The following is a 16,958-nucleotide window of genomic DNA, read 5'->3' on the forward strand; positions in this document are numbered from 1 at the left end:
ATTCACAGAAAATTTGTATATTATAAGTGATGATATCTAATTACCTGAATCATTGCGAAATTTGATTATTTTTGACTTAGACAAAACATGCCTGATGACAAATGATAATTCAAATACATTCTCAATTATTAGAGAAATAGTTAGTAGGATACTTCCTAATAGCAAGATTCTATTGTTCGGCTCTCGTGCGCGAAAAGACTATAGCGATGATAGTGATTATGATTTCCTTATTATAACTAGAGAAACAATAGATATTCGAAAAAAGAGAACTCTAAAATCTGTTTTAAGAAAAGAGTTGGCACAATTAAAAATTCCGGCTGATATTTTAATACAGAGTGAAGAAGAAATAATTTCAAAGAAAGAAATTACAGGACATATTCTTAGACATGTTTTAAGAGAAGGGGTCGCTTTATGAACAAAGCCACTGTAGATTATATAAAACAATGGTTGATAAAAGCCAATGAAGATTTATTAGTTGTTGAAAAGTTGACTGAATCTGAGATTGTAGCGACTTCTTCTGTTTGTTTTCATTGTCAACAAGCTGTAGAGAAATTTCTAAAAGCTTATTTAATTGCAAATGGTGTTGAAATTAAGAAAACACATAATATTGAATTCTTACTATCAGAATGTTCTGATTTTGATAAGGACTTTATTAATATTGACCCAAAAGAGTTAAGCGATTTCGGAGTTGATGCAAGATATCCAGGTGACATGTATATTCCGGACGAAGTTGAAACATTAGAATATAAAAAACTAGCATTTGAGATTAAGAAGTTTGTTGAAAGCAAAATCTATAACATATTGCAATCAAAATGATAGCAAGGATTTTCAGAGGATGCTAAATTCGGTCATCATAAAGAAAAAGTTGTATTTTTAATGTATGATTATAAGAGATGAAACGAGCCATGAGAAAGAGTTCTCACTCATGAATATGACTGGATTGGCGAGTTCCATCCCGATTACTCGGGATTAAAAATCAAATTATAGACACATGAAATATTGAAACATCAGGATGATTTTAAGGCGTTATGTCAAAGCCATAACGTTAAGTATCTTTGTGCGTTTGGGTCATCTATAACAAATAAGTTTAAGCCTGAAATAAGTGATATCGATTTGTTGGTTGAACTTGATTCTTCTGACCCAATGGATAGAGAAGAAAAGCTAATGTCTCTGTGGGATACTTTTGAGCGGTTTTTTAATCGAAAAGTAGATTTGCTGACTGATGGTTCAATTAAAAATCCATATCTAAGGAAAAGTATTGATACAACTAAGTACTTATTATATGACGGAAAAGGGTCGCAAATATTTTTATGACATTCTTCCAGAAAAACCAAAATATTATTATGCCAACAGCAGCTCAGCTAATTCGGGATTTAAAACAGCCGGGATTTTCATTTGAACTGTTGCCTCCTCTAAAAGGCAACAGCATAAAAAGGGTATATAAAACCATTGATGCCTTAAAAGAGTTTAATCCGTTATTCATCAACATCACCTCCCATCGCGATGAGGTTGTTTTTAAAAGCATTGACAACGGATTATTTGAAAAGAAGATTACACGCAAACGTCCCGGTACGGTCGCCGTTGCTGCATCCATTCAGCATTTGTACGGTATTAAAGTAATACCACACATCATTTGCAGCGGTTTCACGAAAAGTGAAACCGAATACGCTCTAATAGATTTGAACTTTTTGGGGATTCATGATTTGTTGCTGCTTCGTGGAGATAAATCAAAAAACGAGAAGTTCTACCAGGCACAGGATGAAGGAAATAAATTTGCCATTGACCTGATTCATCAGGTCAATGACCTGAACAAAGGGGTGTTTCTGGACAGCACACAGGCCGAAGCTTTTGACACTCCTTTCAGTTTTGGTGTGGCCGGTTATCCCGAAAAACACGAAGAGGCTCCCAACATGGAATCTGATTTGTATTGGCTAAAGAAAAAGGCCGATGCCGGTGCTGAATATGTGTTTACACAAATGTTTTTTGACAACAGCAAATACTACGACTTTGTGAAACGTTGTCGCGAAATTGGCATCAGTATTCCCATCATTCCGGGTTTAAAACCGGTTACGCTGATGAATCAGCTTACCGTTCTGCCAAAAATATTTCATACCGACATACCCGAGGATTTTGCCAAAGAAATAAGAAAGTGCAAAACCGATGAGCAGGTAGTTGAGGTCGGTATTGAATGGACAACCATGCAGGCTAAAGACCTGATAGCAAATGGTGTAAATTTACTTCATTTTTATACCATGATGGCCACAGAAAGCGTTCGCAGAGTGGCAAAGGACATATATTAAAAACCTTTCAGGTTGTTTATTGCAGAACCATCTTTTTTAGTTTAAATTAGACGAAATTAAATTTGGTATATAATATACAGTAAAGATGATTATTCCCGGTATGGTCGGAATGAGACAGAGCGAATGGTTGACTTTTAATGTATCTGATCGTCTTTAGAGTCTAATCTATCTTTCTAAAAATCTTACATCTAAATTTCTATTCATAGCGTATGCTTTTAAAATCGATAAATCCTGCCACCGGGGAAGTTATAAGGGAGTATGATGAGTGGCAATGGAGCGAAATTGATGCAGCAATGGATGAAGCTGTAGCTTCATTCCATCAATGGCGAAAAGTGCCCATTTCCAGACGGAAGGATTTATTGGAGGCATTGGCCAACAAGGTGATTGAACAGATTGAAGGACTGGCTTTAAATATTACTCTTGAAATGGGAAAACCCATTAAGGAGGCCAAAGCCGAGCTTGAAAAATGTGCCTGGCTTTGTCGTTATTATGCCGAACATGCTGAAACCTTTTTGGAGCAGGTGCATGTTCCTACCGAAGCTGCCTCTTCCTACATTTCATTTCAGCCATTGGGACCGGTGCTGGCCATCATGCCCTGGAATTTTCCTTTCTGGCAGGTATTCAGATTTTCAATTCCGGCTATTTTGGCAGGTAACTCTGTATTACTTAAACATGCATCTAACGTTCCTGCATGTGCCATCGCAATTGATAGATTATTTTCCGATGCCGGATTTCCTTATAAAGTTTTTCAAACGTTGTTGATTTCCAGAAGGAAAGTTGAACGCCTGATTGCCGACAGGAGAATACAAGCAGTTACTTTTACCGGCAGCACGCCCGCAGGTCGATTAGTTGGTGAGCAGGCAGGAAGAGGACTCAAGAAAACAGTTATGGAATTAGGTGGCAGCGACCCATATATAATTCTTGCCGATGCTGATTTGGAAAAGGCCGCTGATGCTTGTGTTCAGGCAAGAATTTTAAATGCCGGTCAAAGTTGCATCTCTGCAAAACGGTTTGTTGTTGAGGAACCAATTTATAATCAGTTTCTGGATATGATTGCAGAGCGAATGAAAAAAATTGTGATGGGAGACCCCACTGATGAAAAAACTGACTTGGGGCCACTTGCACGCAATAATCTGAGACTTGATTTGGAAATGCAGGTCAATAACAGCATTGAGAAAGGTGCAGAATTGATCTTGGGTGGCAATGCCGAGGATTACCCGAACGCTTTTTATCCTCCCACAATTTTAAGTAACGTAAAGCCGGGAATGCCTGCCTACCACGACGAACTTTTTGGCCCTGTAGCTGTACTCATCAAGGCTGCCAATACTGAGGAGGCAATTTGTATTGCCAACGATACCACTTTTGGTTTAGGTGCAGCGGTTTTTACTTCCGACGTTGAAAAAGGCCGATACATTGCTGAATTTGAACTGGATGCCGGTTGTTGTTTTGTGAATGACTTCGTACGTTCTGACCCACGCCTTCCCTTTGGAGGCGTTAAAGAAAGTGGACACGGAAGAGAACTTTCAGTATATGGATTGAGGGAGTTTGTGAATATTAAAACAGTGGTAGTCAGGTAAATGGACAAAAAAGAAGCCTTTAATAAAGCAACAGCCATTTGTGCCCGTCAGGAAAAATGCGTTTCTGATATTGAGAAAAAACTGGAACAATGGGGAGTAGAGGACGTTTCGGGTGTAATTGAAAGGCTCGTGGCAGAGAAATATATTGACGAAAGACGTTTTGCCGGGTTTTTTGTTCGGGATAAATTCAGATTTAATCAATGGGGGAGGAAAAAAATTCAATGGCATTTGTTGCAGAAAAAGTTACCACGGGATATCATTGGAGAGGCCATGGACTCCATAAATGACGAGGAATACCGTGAGGTTCTCTATTCTCTTTTAGCTTCAAAACGTAGGCAAATCAACCAGTCAGACCCCTTTAAAGTTAAGAACTCACTGTTGAGATTTGCGGGCTCCAGAGGTTTTGAGTATGATTATATCATAAACTGTTTGGATTCATTATCGGATGATGGGTTATAATATAAACACAAAAGCAATTATCTTCACAATTGTCCAATAAACCGTTGTTTTCCTTAACAGGACAATAATACAATCCTCTATTTGCAGGTATTTTAGTATCTTGTCTAAAAATATATCATACGGTAGCGATATAATTTTAAGAGGATAACAAAAACCGGCCTGGTTTTTGTTAAAATTTGTTATGTATTTTGTATTCTAAAACTTTATTTAATGCCGTTTAGTTAAGGCATTTTTCCTTCCCGCTCCCCTTAATCCCCGTTCGGCTGAGCTCACGTCGAAGCCAAGGGGGAAATCCTTACGCGCGAGTTGGCATCCCCTTGGGGAATAAAAGGGTGAGCGAAGGCGAATATAATTTTTCATTAACTAAACGACATTGAAACTTTATTAGTTAAAAGTGAGTAAACTCAATTATTGTAACAGGCTCTTATTGTTCTCTAAACCAAAAATATATGTATAGAATTTTACTGCTGATTGGTATCTTCCTGTTTTCACTAAATACCTTTACTGCTGAATCGCAAAGGCGTCCTTCGTGGGTTCGGCAACGCCCATCCGATTCGGATTCCTATATTGGCATAGGGATGGCTCCTAAAAGTCGTGATGATCAGAACATGCAATACGCCAGAGATGCTCGTAACCAGGCGCTTGAAGAGTTGAGTTCTGAGATAAAAGTCACCATATCTGCCAACTCCATGCTGCGCCAATTTGAGAATAACTTTCAGTTTCAGCAGCAATTTGAGTCGAAGGTTCACACTTCAGTTCAACAAACGCTGGAAGGGTATGAAGTTCATACATGGGAGAATCGGCGTGAATATTGGGTGATGGTTCGGTTGAATAAAAATGTATATGCCCAACGACGTCAACAGCGACTTGACATGGCTAAAATGCTAGCCTCTTCCTATTTTTTTGATGCCCGCGATGCAACAGCTGTTGGTGATGTGTCAAGAGCTTTAACTTCATATTTTCGCGCAGTGACAGCGCTTCAAGACCATGTGGGAGAGGACTTAACACATCGTACGGCAAATGGCACAGTTAATTACTCTACCGATATCATGAGCGATTTGCGCCGTCTTTATCGTAACATTTCGTTTACACCGGTGAATAATCATCTGCGTGTTGAGTTTTCCCGTCAAATGCAAGAGCCTATGGCTTTAAAAGCAGAATATTTCTCAAATGGAGATATATTACCCGTGGCCAATCTGCCGGTAAAATTTGAATTTTCGCATGGTGAAGGTGTTTTAAACTCTCAAAGTGTAACCTCCAATAATGGAGAAATACAAAGCACCATAAATCGGCTAATTTCCCGTCGCAAAATGCAGGAGGTTACCGCTTGCCTGGATTTGGCAACCATCATTCGGGACGAAGACCTTGAGAGTCCGCTATTACCTTATTTTTTCCCATCCGAAGATTTGCCATGTACCCGTTTTACCATTGAACTGAACAAATCCACTGCCTTTTGCAGAATCGAGGAGAATCTATTTGGAAATCTGGATCCGGTTCACTCCTTTGGAAACCTTATTCGTGCAGATTTAAATGAGAACTTCTTCAATTTCTCCATGGATGCAGCTGATGCTGAATACATCGTCAATTTATCGCTGAATTTTAGAAAAGGAGACGAGCGGGTGGGAACCGGCTATTCGGTTTTTTTGGTGTATGCTGATTTGCACATTTCAGTGGTTTCAGTCCATAATGGAACCAAAATATTCTCCGATGGCTTTATGGAAGTTCGCGGTATGCGCCCCGGCAGTTATCAGCATGCCCTCAATGAAGCCAGAGAAAATGTTCTAGACCGGTTTAGACGTGAGATTCTGCCTAAACTTGATGAAGTAGATATGTAACATTAACATAGAGAAAGAAAGATTTTCAGATATTAGACAGATAGAATAGATGATAAATTATCAAAATATGCTGCCTGTCTATCCGTCTAAATATCTTGCATCTAAAACTCTATGGATTTAAAGCGCCGACTTGAATTGCTCAAGAAAACGGATGTCATTTTCAAAGAACAACCGGATATCCTTAATCTGGTATTTAAGAACAGTGATGCGTTCAATTCCCATTCCGAATGCAAACCCTGTATATTTTTTGCTGTCGATGTTACAACTTTCCAATACGTTTGGATCAACCATACCGCAACCAAGAATTTCAACCCAGCCGGTATATTTACACATAGTACATCCTTCTCCACCGCACAGGGTACACGAAATATCCATCTCAGCCGAAGGTTCGGTAAAAGGGAAATATGAAGGTCTCAAACGAATTTGAGTTTCTTTTCCGAACATCTCCTTGGCGAAATAGAGAAGTGTTTGTCTGAGGTCTGCAAAAGAGACATTCTCTTCAATATACAATCCCTCAACCTGATGAAAAATACAATGTGCCCTTGCCGAGATGGCCTCGTTACGGAAAACTCGCCCCGGGAAAATGGCTCTGATGGGAGGTTGCTCTTTTTCCATTACCCGCACCTGAACCGATGAGGTGTGGGTGCGCAATAAAATATCAGGGTCTTTATGGATAAAGAAAGTATCCTGCATATCACGTGCAGGGTGCTCCGGCGGAAAGTTCAATGCAGAAAACACGTGCCAGTCGTCTTCTATTTCAGGCCCTTCGGCCACGGTAAATCCCAAACGCGCAAAAATATCTACAATCTGATTCTTCACAACCGATAACGGATGTCTTCCTCCCAATGGGAATGATGCCCCCGGACGGGTTAAATCTGTCTTTCTGTGCGAAGTGTCGGATTGTTCATGTTGTTCCTTAAGTCGCTGAATAATCTGCTGAGCTTCGTTCTTGAGTTGATTTAAAGCCTGACCAACCGCCTTTTTTTCAGTTGGAGGTACGGTTTTAAACTCATCAAAAAGGGATGATATGATTCCTTTTTTACTTAGATACTTTATTCTGAGCTCTTCCGCTTCGGCGGAAGATGAAGCTTTAAGTCCTTTAATCTCCGAAAGGAGTGCATCAATCTTATTCAGCATCGGATATATTTTTGTTACGAAGTACAAAAATAGTAATTATCAACTAACAATCCATAGACAATGGGACTTAAGAATTAAAAATGGTATCCGAGTCCAAAATACCATCTGACTCCTCCTCCATCTGAATTGCCGGCACCGCCAAGCCTGATGGGTCCTATAATGCTGTCATACTCCACAAGCAACCCATAGCCAATAATGGTTTCATCTTCTCCAATTATAATGTTTTCCAGCTCAGAATGGTTCGTTGATTGAGAAACTATTCCATTTACCATAAGTGTACCGTGTAATTTCCGTTGAAACCTGTATCGGATATCTATTTTTGCCATGGCAAAATCCTGAACAATCTTTTCACGCGGGTTTAGCCCTGCAAAACTTATTTCATTTGACCTGTTGTGAAATGGCATTCCACCTACAAAATTGAGCCCCGGCAGTGGCAAATCCTTATTGCTGTATCCAACCTGAAACCCCGGATTTATTACCAATCTGGATGATAATTTTTGATACCCCTGGAACCCGACCGACAGAAAAGATGTATTTTTCTCTCCATGACTTGTGGACTCACCAATAAGAAATCTGGAGTCATTTCTTCCTCTATAAACCTCATCAATATCGAGGTAATGCTTAAAAGTAAAATGAAAAAGACTCCCTTTGTCCGGGAAATGTCGGCGGTTTAGAGTATTTCGGGTTGATGTAAAACAGGCTGAAACAAATGAGTTCCCAAACCTCTTTACACCTTCGGAAAAAAGCTCAAAAAAACCGCTGTTTTGTGACATCACAGAGCGTTCATAACGCATGAATGCGTTATGCTCCCAGCGTGTTCCAACAGTTGACATTAATCCCAATGCCAGACTGGTGTAGTAATGGTTGAATGTTCCATAAACAGCATTGTTGTCATGATAGATTGGCAGATTGTTGCTCTCCAGGTCAAACTCAACTCTGGATGCCAATCGGTGACTTTCGCCCAGGTAATTAATGATGGATGTGTTTAAGCGAGGCTTTTCAGAGATATCAAAGGTTGTGGAAAGGCGATTGCCACGCATCAAAATGTTACGTAACGTAACATTTGTAATGATTCCCGCTTTATATTCATTATCATAATGAAGTGAGAATTTGAATCTCGCTGTCTCGGACTCAATGGCTTGCAAATCCAATACGAAGCCATCATCGTTGATGGGATATATTCTGTACGAAACCGATTCAAAATACCTGGTTCCAATCAGTTTATGTATTTTCTTCTCCATATCGCGGGGAGCGATGGTGTCCCCCGGTTCAATTCCCAGGTTGCTGATGAAAAAATGATAACTGATTCGCTCCAGACCGTTAATCCTGATTTCCGATATTTTTATCCTCTCCGGGATTTTTTGTCTGGATGGAGTTTCAGGTTGTTCAAAGGAATTGATTTTATCAGATAAGGATTCCAGTTCAAAGAGCACCGTCCGTGCAGCTGCTTCTCCTCTGTCAATTATCATATCTCCGTCGAAGAAACTAGCAGCCGTAAAAGGCTCCAGCTCCGGGGTAATCAAGATGTCCACGTATGGCATTTGCAGTCTCATGGAGATGTTGTTGCCTATCATGGCAGCCGACGAAAGAATATTCGTTGGAGAAAGTAAATCAGCAGGAGATGTTTTGTCGGGAGTGCCAACATTAACACCAATGATGATGTCTGCTCCCATCTCTTTACAAAGTTTTACCGGGAAATTATTTAAAACCCCGCCATCAATTAAAATCATTGAATCATTAACAACCGGAGCAAAAACAGATGGGATGGCCATTGTGGCGCGCAAAGCAGTAGTAAAGTCCCCTTTATCAAAAACAATTTGTTCTCCTGAAATCAGGTCGGTTGCCACACACTTAAAGGGAATTGGAAATTCGTCGAATGACTCAATTCCCGACTTATGCCACGAAAGTCTGGATATCATTTCCGAAATGGAATGTCCGCTGATAAACCCCGCAGGTGTTCTTAAACCATCTTTTGTAATGTCCAACTCAACATGAAACCGTTGGTAATCATGCTTCTCCTCCGGAAGAACAATGGAAAGAGGGACTCTGTCGGACAATAGTTGACTCCAATTCAAAGCCCTGACAATTGAGTCCAGTTCAGTAGCACTATATCCAATGGCGTAAAGACCTCCAATAATACCACCCATGCTGGTACCGGTTATGTAGTCCGGCCTGATGCCGGCTTCCTCCAGCACTTTCAGTACTCCAACATGCGCAAGTCCTTTTGCACCACCACCACTCAACACCAGTCCTATTTTGGGTCGCTCTTCGGTTGGTTTGGCTGCCATAACCGAATACGAGAATATAATTGTGAGAAGAAGTGAGATGATGATGCGCATGAACTAGCAATTAGTCTTTATCTGAAATTTATTCTGATATAAATCTAATGAATTCGGAGGCAAATAATTGAAGATGAAGAAACAATTTTGCTCAAACGAGCAAAATTGATGTTTTAACCGTAACAAATCCGGGTGTTAAATGATGCCCCTGGCTTTTAGTTCCAAATATTGATTGATGGTGTCTATGGTTAGATTCTCGGGATTGGTCAGAATGGCATGAATGCCATATCTTTCAAGCTCTTTAACGATTTGCTTTTTTTCATAGATAAATTTCTCAGCAATGGCTTGCTGATAAATTTCCTCAGTATCTTGAGCCTGATGGTGAATCATACCGGATATTTCGGAGTTTTCGAAAAAAATGACCATCAGCAAATGGTTGGCAGCCAATTTGGCCAAAACATGCATCTGTTGTCTTGCTGTTTTTATGCTCTCAAAATTTGTGAACAGAACCAGAAGGCTTCTTTGATGTACGCGATGTTTTACTGTGGCATACAATGCTTCAAGGTTATGTTCCAGAAAACCGGTTTTCTGATTATATAGCAACTCCATGATTGAGTTCATCTGGTGGCCTTCACGGCGGGGAGGAAGCATGTTGCAGATTTTCTCATTAAAGGTAATGACACCTGCCTTGTCATGCTTCAGCATGGCAATGTTAGTCAGCACAAGCGAAGTGTTAATGGCATAATCCAGGAGGGTCATTTTATTGAAGGCCATTTTCATGGTTCTACCCATATCCAGAACACAAATTACCTGTTGCGATTTTTCATCCTGATACTGGTTTACCATCAAATGCCCCTTTCTGGCAGTGGCTTTCCAGTTAATGGTTCTGATGTCATCTCCCTTTATGTAATCTCTTATTTGATCAAATTCGGTATGATGACCAATTCGTCTTATTTTTTTTATCCCGATTTCTGAGAGACGATTGCTGATGGCCATGATTTCGTATTGCTTCATTTGAATAAATGAAGGATATGCTTTTACCATGGCATCTTTATCAAACTGGTAACGGCGGCTGAACAACCCAATCTGACCTTTAATGAAAACATTCAGCACCCCAAAAAAATATTCGCCCCTCTCTTTTGGTGTCAGGATATATTTGTATGTAACTGTTTTTTCGGGATGCAAAGTTGCTTCTATCCGAAAATCCCGAATTTGAAACTGAAACGGGATTTCATCAATGATATCTGCATTGAATTTAAAGGGTAACTTGCTTTCAATTAAGATGGAAACTTCGTTTTCATCTCCGTTGGAGAATTTCTCGGGGAGTATCCTCTTTCCAATGAGTCGACTTTTATTTCCGGGAGCAAAAAGTATCAGCCCATCAATGATTATGAGACTTATGAACAATCCAAAACCAAGCCATGCAATTAACAAAAACAGACTCCATAAAAAAGCCAGGACGTATAGAAAAGCTACGAACCCCAATAGTTTATAGAATCTGTTGTTGATGAATAATGGCTTAAATGGAACCTTCATTTTTCCTGATTTTGCTGTATCATTGTTTGTCTTCCTTTCTGAAAATTATCTGGGAATTTCCACTGAGTCAACTATCTGTCGAATAATGGATTCAGGTCTGATTCCTTCCATCTCTTTTTCAGGCGATAGGATTACTCTGTGACAAAGTACCGGATAAATAACCTCATGAATATCTTCCGGCGTAACAAAGTCTCTCCCTTCCAACGCCGCATACGCTTTTGCGGTATTCAGAATGGCCAGTGAAGCTCTGGGACTTGCGCCCAGATATAGTGCGCTGTTTTTCCTGGTACGCTCAACAATGGTTGCGATGTAGTGCAACAGCTGCTGGTCAACAATTACCTGTCGAGTCAGTTCCTGAAATTCAATAATTTCTTCGGCAGAGACTACAGGCTGAACCTCATCAGTCTCTTTTGCTGTACCTCTGGCACAAGAGTTTTGGAGAATGGAGACCTCCTCCTCAACGTCCGGATAATCTATTTTAATCTTAAAAATAAACCTATCCAGTTGTGCTTCGGGTAATCGGTAGGTTCCTTCATGCTCAACAGGGTTTTGCGTCGCAATTACCAGAAACGGATTTGCCATGGGGTGAGTCACTCCATCAATAGTAGCCTGACGTTCCTCCATAACTTCAAATAGAGCCGATTGAGTTTTTGCTGGAGCTCTGTTTACTTCGTCAATGAGAATCAGATTGGAAAAAATCGGTCCACTTTTGAATTCAAACGCAGAACTTGCATTGTTAAATATGGTTGTCCCCAATACGTCTGAAGGCATTAAATCCGGAGTAAATTGAATTCGGGAAAACCCGGTATTGATGGTTTTTGCCAGAAGTTTGGCGATGAGTGTTTTCGCAACTCCCGGTACACCTTCAATCAGTACATGACCATTGGCCAACAGTGCGGTTAAAAGCAGGTCAAGAACCCGCTCCTGACCAACGATGACTTTACCTATTTCATTTCGAATACGAAATGCAAGATGGTTCAGTTCCTGAACCTTTAAACGGCTTTCAAACATACCGTTTTCTTCGTTATAATTGTTGGTTAATTCTTCATTCATAATCAGCGACAGTTTTTATAAAAGAATTCCAGTTGACGGTTAAATTGCTGCAGGTCTTCCTGCGATATATTTTTTACCCTATCCAGGTTTTTTGCCATTCTGAACAAAGCAGCTACGCTGCGTTCTCGTACTCCTGACTTTTCAGAAATCTCCTCAATGTTCTTACTTTCATCACTCGTAATTTGTATGAAGTACCTGTTACGTATGTACTCTTTAAAATACAGAAACCTCTTTCTGGCAATACCGGCATGGTCATTTTTTAATAGGTATAACCGACTGATGGTTTCAACAAATGAGAGAGTAATATTCCGGGGTTTATGTATGATGGGAATGGCTCTTTGGCGACGTTTGCCATGAAAAACCAACCAGAAAAATGCTGCAATCAAAGTCAGGTACCATGCCATTCTTAATGCAGGGTCAGCCAGAATGAAATCTATTTCTGAACCAATTGAAGTTACACCAGCTTTATAGCTTTCATCCCAAACGGTAGTGGTTACTGGTAAATACGAAAGGCTTTTAAATATATACTCACTCTTGTTTCCAGATAACAGATGATAATTGGTAAAGGCAATGGGGTTGGCGTTGACGAATATGGCACCCTCGCCATGTTGAATTTTGATGAAATTTGTTCTGCCCCGGTTGTTGTGCCCCAAAACAGTGGTTCGCGTTGAATCATAGGATTCAAAATAGTTGTTCGTGATCACCTTCTTAAACCAATAATCTTGATAGCCTTTTTGGATGTTTTTATTGGCAAAATGATAACCAATGGAATCATTGGTAATAGATAAAACCGGCGGCATTGCCCGTCGGATTCTCAGGTTAAAGGTATCTTCAAAACATTCGGATAAAGATTCTGCAGCAATAAAAACATGGTTCCCAGCACCTACAACTTCCAGAAGCCTGGAAACCTCGTCGCAAATGGGGTTGTAATGATTATTTATGTATATGAAATTTGTATTTACCGGTGTGGCTTCCTCTAAAAAATCATTTAATCCGGAGTGTTTAACAATTAACTCCTGACCGGGAAAAAGATGGTTTATTACATTATAAACCAAACGAGTTCCCAGTGGTTTTGTGTGTCGGTTTGAATAACTGTAAGTCCAATCCAATGGTTGGGGAGCAAAAAATGCAGAGACAACCAGGACAATCACTCCAATAATCAGGATGATGGATATCACACGTTGAAATCTGCCGGATTGGTTCATATTCTTTTTAACAATTAAAATTTCAGGCAACAGATGCCATTCCTTCTTTTATGGTTTTCTCAATTTTAGTAAAACGTTCTGAATCCGGATCAAACTGTCCAAACCAAACGTATTCATAAAGCTTGATAATCTTACGGAAGCTTTGTTGTATGCTTTGGTCCTTTATTTCGTATAAGTAATCCTTATTTGTTTTCCATGTTCGGATGGTGATACAACTTCTTTTCTCCAGACTTTTCAGATAGAGCAAATAGAGAATCCTGACTGCTTCCCGGTACGCTTTATTGCTTTTGTATAATTTATAAAGGTGTTCCAACTCTTTTTCATTATGGGTCTCATCAGTTTTCATAAGATGAATATCCGACAAATCCCCTTTTCGCATGTAATTGAAGAATCCTCCAAACGGAATATTGAGCAGTTTAAGCACAAAAAACAGAGAAACCAGAATTACCAATCCCAGCAACAAATATTTTATTGTTCCCCCTTGACCTTGCATGCCACTGAGAATTTCCTGCCAAATCCAGGCCAATATCCGTTGAAGCAATCCCGGCCTTTCATTTTCACGATCGTAATTATATGCCGGGTTATTTTGATACTGCCGAATTTGTTCTATTGGCGGCTCACGGTAATCTATCTTGCTGTTATCATCCCATGGTGTTACTGATTGAGCATTATAATCTGGCAGGGAGGGGTATGCCCCCCCCCAGATTAGCATAAACATGATGCCAGTTAGCAGATATAAAATACTCGGATTTCTTTTTGATGCCACCGCGAATGATATTTAGAAGAGTTTAGCTCATGTTTGAATCATCCGTAATTTCTTCAATTTTTTGAAGAAGTCCCGGATTTTCCTTTTGTTCCTTTAAGCTATAATATTGGATAGCGATGGCGACAAAAATTATCGGATAAATGATGTATTGTGCTAAAGATCCTATGGAGGTTGTGAGGATTACTGCCATTGATCTGGAATCTATAGCTCCTTCGCCTGTCGCAATTGAATAGCCTTGAATAGCCCCAATAACAAAGGCAGGTATACTGAATATGGTTCCAAGCAATGAAACGATAACAGATGCTATCACTATGATTCCGAATGTGACCCACCAATTTCCAAAAACCAGGCTGAATGACCTTTTTATTGACGAAAACACTCCTATGTTTTCATCAACGAGGGGCATATAAGTCATCGAGAGAGGCACAAATACAAAAACAACCGGAATTATAACCAAAGTAATGATGCCCATAAAGATAATGATGGCTGTAATAATTGTCGACGATGTTAATGAACTTAATCCGAAAACAAAAATTCCGCCAATGGCAGCTGTTACCATTATGATTATAAAAGATATGAAATAAAGCCCGATAAGTGGTCCGATAAAGGGAACAAACCCATTCCATACATCTGCAGAAGAAAACTGACCTTTTCCCTTGTATACATAGTGTTTTATATAAGAAGCAGAGAGGCCTGTCAGAAAAATTGATGTCGCAAAAGACACCAATACCAAAAGAGTTAGCAACCACGGATTTACCAAAGCATCTGAGTCTACAATACCACCTTCCAGTGCTTGAAAAAAACGAGATAACTCATTGCCTGAATAATAGGCTCCAATGATAGAGGTGATAATAATTGGAATGCCTGCATACCATATTATTACTTTGCCAAGAGGTTTAAACTCTTGTTTTAAAAAGGTGAATGTGGCATTTATGACTTCTGAGAAGTCTCTTTTTCTGTTAATTTGGATTTCGGTGTTTTTCATTTGAGTTAGTTTTTCTATAAACGTAATATGGCACTATTATAAAGTACCATAAAATTATTCCTAAAGATAGTGCAATTATCAAAATAGCCGACAGTGTTGACATGGTATTATAATGCCGCGTAATATAACTTTCGACCCAGGCAGCAATAACAAAGAATGGAACAAGACCAAGCATGATTTTTGTACCTCTGCGAACCCCCTTTAAGAAGCTGTCTTTTCGGGTGTAAGTCCCTGGAAACAAAATGCTTTTACCTAATAGGATTCCTGCACCTCCTGCCAGAACAATTGCCGAAAGCTCCAGAGTTCCATGAATCATGATGGTAATGGAAGCAACTGTACCGAGAGATTGTTGAAAAAAGAAAGTGATGAATGATCCTACCATTACCCCGTTTCTAAATAATACATAAGCAGTTCCCAAAGGGGTTAAAACACCGAAAAGAAATGCCACAAATGAAACATAAACATTATTGAAGGTGATAGACAAAAACATCAAAAATGGAGTCATTTTTCCATATACCCCCAGAGGATCACCTTTGGCAATGTTATCAAGTGTCATGTTCACATATGCATCACCAAGAATTAGCCTTATCAGATGGGAATCAGCTATGGCGCCTGCAACTCCAATTACAATTGAAATAGAGAAAATAATCAACGACCACAAAAAATCTTTTCTGGCTTCATACAGAGCAATGGGAAGTTCTTTTATCCAGAAACTCAAGAGACGTGAACTTTTCTCTTTTTTGTTGCGGTAGATCAGTGAATGGGATTTTGCGCTTAGTCCATTCAGATAATCAACAATTCCTGATTCGGGATAAAATGTGCGTGCATAGGAAAGATCATTGGTAAGCAGAATATATTGGTCGGCCAGATCATCGGGGCTGATGCTCCCCGGACTATCCAGTTGTTTCTCGAAGTTACTCCAGCGTGCTTTGTTGAGGCTGATGAATGATATTTCCTTCATCCGGGTAGAATTATATTTTTCTGATTCAAATGTTTTTATCTAAATTTGAAACAAATTTAGCATATTATCTTAAATGTCCATAACGGATGGAGACATTCAATCTTAACACCTCGCAAAATGTTGACTTGCAATATCAGATTGCAAGTTTAGGAGACAGAATTCTGGCCTATCTTCTGGATGCCCTATTTATTGGGTCCTATTTCCTGTTTTTACTGTTAATCTTTTCCTCTAACCTTTCTGATCTTGGAGGATGGTTTCTTCTTTTCTTTATTCCTGTCATTTTCTATCACTTACTTTTTGAGATGGTTTTTAACGGACAAAGTCCGGGAAAAATGATCATGCGTATTAAAGTTGTTAAAACTGATGGTTCTCACCTGACTTTTGGTGCATGTTTTATTAGATGGATATTCAGAATCATCGATGTGTCCCTTTTGGCAGGTGCAATTGCCGTTCTTATCATTATCATAAACGGCAAAGGTCAAAGAATCGGAGATATTGCCGCATCTACCACAGTTCTAAGAATTCATAAAAAGAAATCAATGATATCCTCTCCTTTTATGAATATTGAAAAGAGCTATACACCACACTTCCATCAGGTTGAATTGCTTTCGGACAAAGACATACTTATTGTGAAGGAGGTGCTTGATGTGTATCGAAAATCACCTGAAAAGAAGAGTAGCCAAGAGATCTTGCTAAAAACCAGAGAAGCCATCTCCAAGAAAATGGCTGTTACCAGCGAAATGACTGATATTCAGTTTTTATATGCAATAGTAAAGGATTATAACTCAATCCACATGAGGGAGCCAGTAAACGTATAAAAGAAAAACTGGCTTGAGTAAAAACTCAAGCCAGTTTTGTTTCAATT

Annotated in this window: 16 protein-coding genes; 8 read left to right on the top strand and 8 right to left on the bottom strand. The window is 39.5% G+C overall.

What is annotated here, in order from left to right:
* Positions 1 to 94 precede the first annotated feature (94 nt).
* The 7 genes from EV194_RS01850 to EV194_RS01880 all read left to right on the top strand — a co-directional run bounded on the left by EV194_RS01850 (position 95) and on the right by EV194_RS01880 (position 6,171).
* Positions 95 to 415, top strand: a complete 321-nt coding sequence (locus tag EV194_RS01850; protein WP_132431498.1) for a nucleotidyltransferase domain-containing protein — start codon at positions 95 to 97, stop codon at positions 413 to 415.
* A complete protein-coding gene (locus EV194_RS01855; protein ID WP_132431500.1) occupies positions 412 to 816 on the top strand; it encodes a HEPN domain-containing protein in 405 nt (134 codons plus the stop codon). The genes EV194_RS01850 and EV194_RS01855 overlap by 4 nt, the downstream gene beginning before the upstream one ends.
* 183 nt (positions 817 to 999) lie before the next feature.
* Entirely contained in the window at positions 1,000 to 1,314 is a 315-nt protein-coding gene (locus EV194_RS17180; protein WP_207915862.1) for a nucleotidyltransferase family protein, read from the top strand.
* A gap of 29 nt (positions 1,315 to 1,343) precedes the next feature.
* Positions 1,344 to 2,300, top strand: a complete 957-nt coding sequence (gene metF, locus EV194_RS01865; RefSeq protein WP_132431502.1) for a methylenetetrahydrofolate reductase [NAD(P)H] — start codon at positions 1,344 to 1,346, stop codon at positions 2,298 to 2,300.
* A gap of 209 nt (positions 2,301 to 2,509) precedes the next feature.
* Positions 2,510 to 3,877, top strand: a complete 1,368-nt coding sequence (locus EV194_RS01870; RefSeq protein WP_132431504.1) for an NAD-dependent succinate-semialdehyde dehydrogenase — start codon at positions 2,510 to 2,512, stop codon at positions 3,875 to 3,877.
* Positions 3,878 to 4,336, top strand: a complete 459-nt coding sequence (locus EV194_RS01875) for a regulatory protein RecX (protein ID WP_132431506.1) — start codon at positions 3,878 to 3,880, stop codon at positions 4,334 to 4,336.
* A 449-nt stretch (positions 4,337 to 4,785) separates the two neighbouring features.
* Positions 4,786 to 6,171: an LPP20 family lipoprotein gene (locus tag EV194_RS01880; RefSeq protein WP_132431508.1), complete on the top strand. Its 1,386-nt coding sequence runs from the start codon at positions 4,786 to 4,788 to the stop codon at positions 6,169 to 6,171.
* Between the two features lie 117 nt (positions 6,172 to 6,288).
* Here the strand turns inward: EV194_RS01880 and pheS are convergent, their stop codons facing one another.
* The 8 genes from pheS to EV194_RS01920 form a co-directional block, all read right to left on the bottom strand.
* On the bottom strand, positions 6,289 to 7,308 hold the full coding sequence (gene pheS, locus EV194_RS01885; RefSeq protein ID WP_132431510.1) for a phenylalanine--tRNA ligase subunit alpha: 1,020 nt from the start codon (positions 7,306 to 7,308) through the stop codon (positions 6,289 to 6,291).
* A gap of 74 nt (positions 7,309 to 7,382) precedes the next feature.
* The gene (locus EV194_RS01890; RefSeq protein WP_132431512.1) at positions 7,383 to 9,647 is read right to left on the bottom strand and encodes a patatin-like phospholipase family protein; all 2,265 of its coding nucleotides are present in this window, start codon (positions 9,645 to 9,647) and stop codon (positions 7,383 to 7,385) included.
* 135 nt (positions 9,648 to 9,782) lie between these two features.
* Positions 9,783 to 11,123, bottom strand: a complete 1,341-nt coding sequence (locus EV194_RS01895; protein ID WP_132431514.1) for a DUF58 domain-containing protein — start codon at positions 11,121 to 11,123, stop codon at positions 9,783 to 9,785.
* A gap of 45 nt (positions 11,124 to 11,168) precedes the next feature.
* The gene (locus tag EV194_RS01900; protein WP_132431516.1) at positions 11,169 to 12,176 is read right to left on the bottom strand and encodes an AAA family ATPase; all 1,008 of its coding nucleotides are present in this window, start codon (positions 12,174 to 12,176) and stop codon (positions 11,169 to 11,171) included.
* Positions 12,177 to 12,178: 2 nt separating this feature from the next.
* Entirely contained in the window at positions 12,179 to 13,381 is a 1,203-nt protein-coding gene (locus EV194_RS01905; RefSeq protein ID WP_132431518.1) for a DUF4350 domain-containing protein, read from the bottom strand.
* Positions 13,382 to 13,403: 22 nt separating this feature from the next.
* Positions 13,404 to 14,147: a DUF4129 domain-containing protein gene (locus EV194_RS01910; RefSeq protein WP_132431520.1), complete on the bottom strand. Its 744-nt coding sequence runs from the start codon at positions 14,145 to 14,147 to the stop codon at positions 13,404 to 13,406.
* A 22-nt stretch (positions 14,148 to 14,169) separates the two neighbouring features.
* Positions 14,170 to 15,132 (bottom strand): hypothetical protein, encoded by a 963-nt coding sequence (locus EV194_RS01915; RefSeq protein ID WP_132431522.1) that lies wholly within the window; start codon positions 15,130 to 15,132, stop codon positions 14,170 to 14,172.
* Positions 15,107 to 16,093, bottom strand: a complete 987-nt coding sequence (locus EV194_RS01920) for a stage II sporulation protein M (RefSeq protein WP_132431524.1) — start codon at positions 16,091 to 16,093, stop codon at positions 15,107 to 15,109. The genes EV194_RS01915 and EV194_RS01920 overlap by 26 nt, the downstream gene beginning before the upstream one ends.
* A gap of 86 nt (positions 16,094 to 16,179) precedes the next feature.
* Between EV194_RS01920 and EV194_RS01925 the strand changes: the two genes are divergently transcribed.
* Positions 16,180 to 16,911 carry an RDD family protein gene (locus EV194_RS01925; RefSeq protein WP_132431526.1) on the top strand — a complete coding sequence of 244 codons (732 nt, stop codon included), beginning with the start codon at positions 16,180 to 16,182 and terminating at the stop codon, positions 16,909 to 16,911.
* Positions 16,912 to 16,958: the final 47 nt, after the last annotated feature.

The organism is Natronoflexus pectinivorans (assembly GCF_004345615.1).
Taxonomy (GTDB): Bacteria; Bacteroidota; Bacteroidia; order Bacteroidales; family Marinilabiliaceae; genus Natronoflexus; species Natronoflexus pectinivorans.

What these genes read in the sequence shown, in the direction of transcription:
- metF (WP_132431502.1), top strand. Translation starts at nt 1,344, where the DNA reads ATGCCAACAGCAGCTCAGCTAATTCGGGATTTAAAACAGCCGGGATTT.
- EV194_RS01900 (WP_132431516.1), bottom strand. Translation starts at nt 12,176, where the DNA reads ATGAATGAAGAATTAACCAACAATTATAACGAAGAAAACGGTATGTTT.
- pheS (WP_132431510.1), bottom strand. Translation starts at nt 7,308, where the DNA reads ATGCTGAATAAGATTGATGCACTCCTTTCGGAGATTAAAGGACTTAAA.
- EV194_RS01905 (WP_132431518.1), bottom strand. Translation starts at nt 13,381, where the DNA reads ATGAACCAATCCGGCAGATTTCAACGTGTGATATCCATCATCCTGATT.
- EV194_RS01850 (WP_132431498.1), top strand. Translation starts at nt 95, where the DNA reads ATGACAAATGATAATTCAAATACATTCTCAATTATTAGAGAAATAGTT.
- EV194_RS01895 (WP_132431514.1), bottom strand. Translation starts at nt 11,123, where the DNA reads ATGAAGGTTCCATTTAAGCCATTATTCATCAACAACAGATTCTATAAA.
- EV194_RS01920 (WP_132431524.1), bottom strand. Translation starts at nt 16,093, where the DNA reads ATGAAGGAAATATCATTCATCAGCCTCAACAAAGCACGCTGGAGTAAC.
- EV194_RS01890 (WP_132431512.1), bottom strand. Translation starts at nt 9,647, where the DNA reads ATGCGCATCATCATCTCACTTCTTCTCACAATTATATTCTCGTATTCG.
- EV194_RS01870 (WP_132431504.1), top strand. Translation starts at nt 2,510, where the DNA reads ATGCTTTTAAAATCGATAAATCCTGCCACCGGGGAAGTTATAAGGGAG.
- EV194_RS01925 (WP_132431526.1), top strand. Translation starts at nt 16,180, where the DNA reads ATGGAGACATTCAATCTTAACACCTCGCAAAATGTTGACTTGCAATAT.
- EV194_RS01855 (WP_132431500.1), top strand. Translation starts at nt 412, where the DNA reads ATGAACAAAGCCACTGTAGATTATATAAAACAATGGTTGATAAAAGCC.
- EV194_RS01880 (WP_132431508.1), top strand. Translation starts at nt 4,786, where the DNA reads ATGTATAGAATTTTACTGCTGATTGGTATCTTCCTGTTTTCACTAAAT.
- EV194_RS01875 (WP_132431506.1), top strand. Translation starts at nt 3,878, where the DNA reads ATGGACAAAAAAGAAGCCTTTAATAAAGCAACAGCCATTTGTGCCCGT.
- EV194_RS01915 (WP_132431522.1), bottom strand. Translation starts at nt 15,132, where the DNA reads ATGAAAAACACCGAAATCCAAATTAACAGAAAAAGAGACTTCTCAGAA.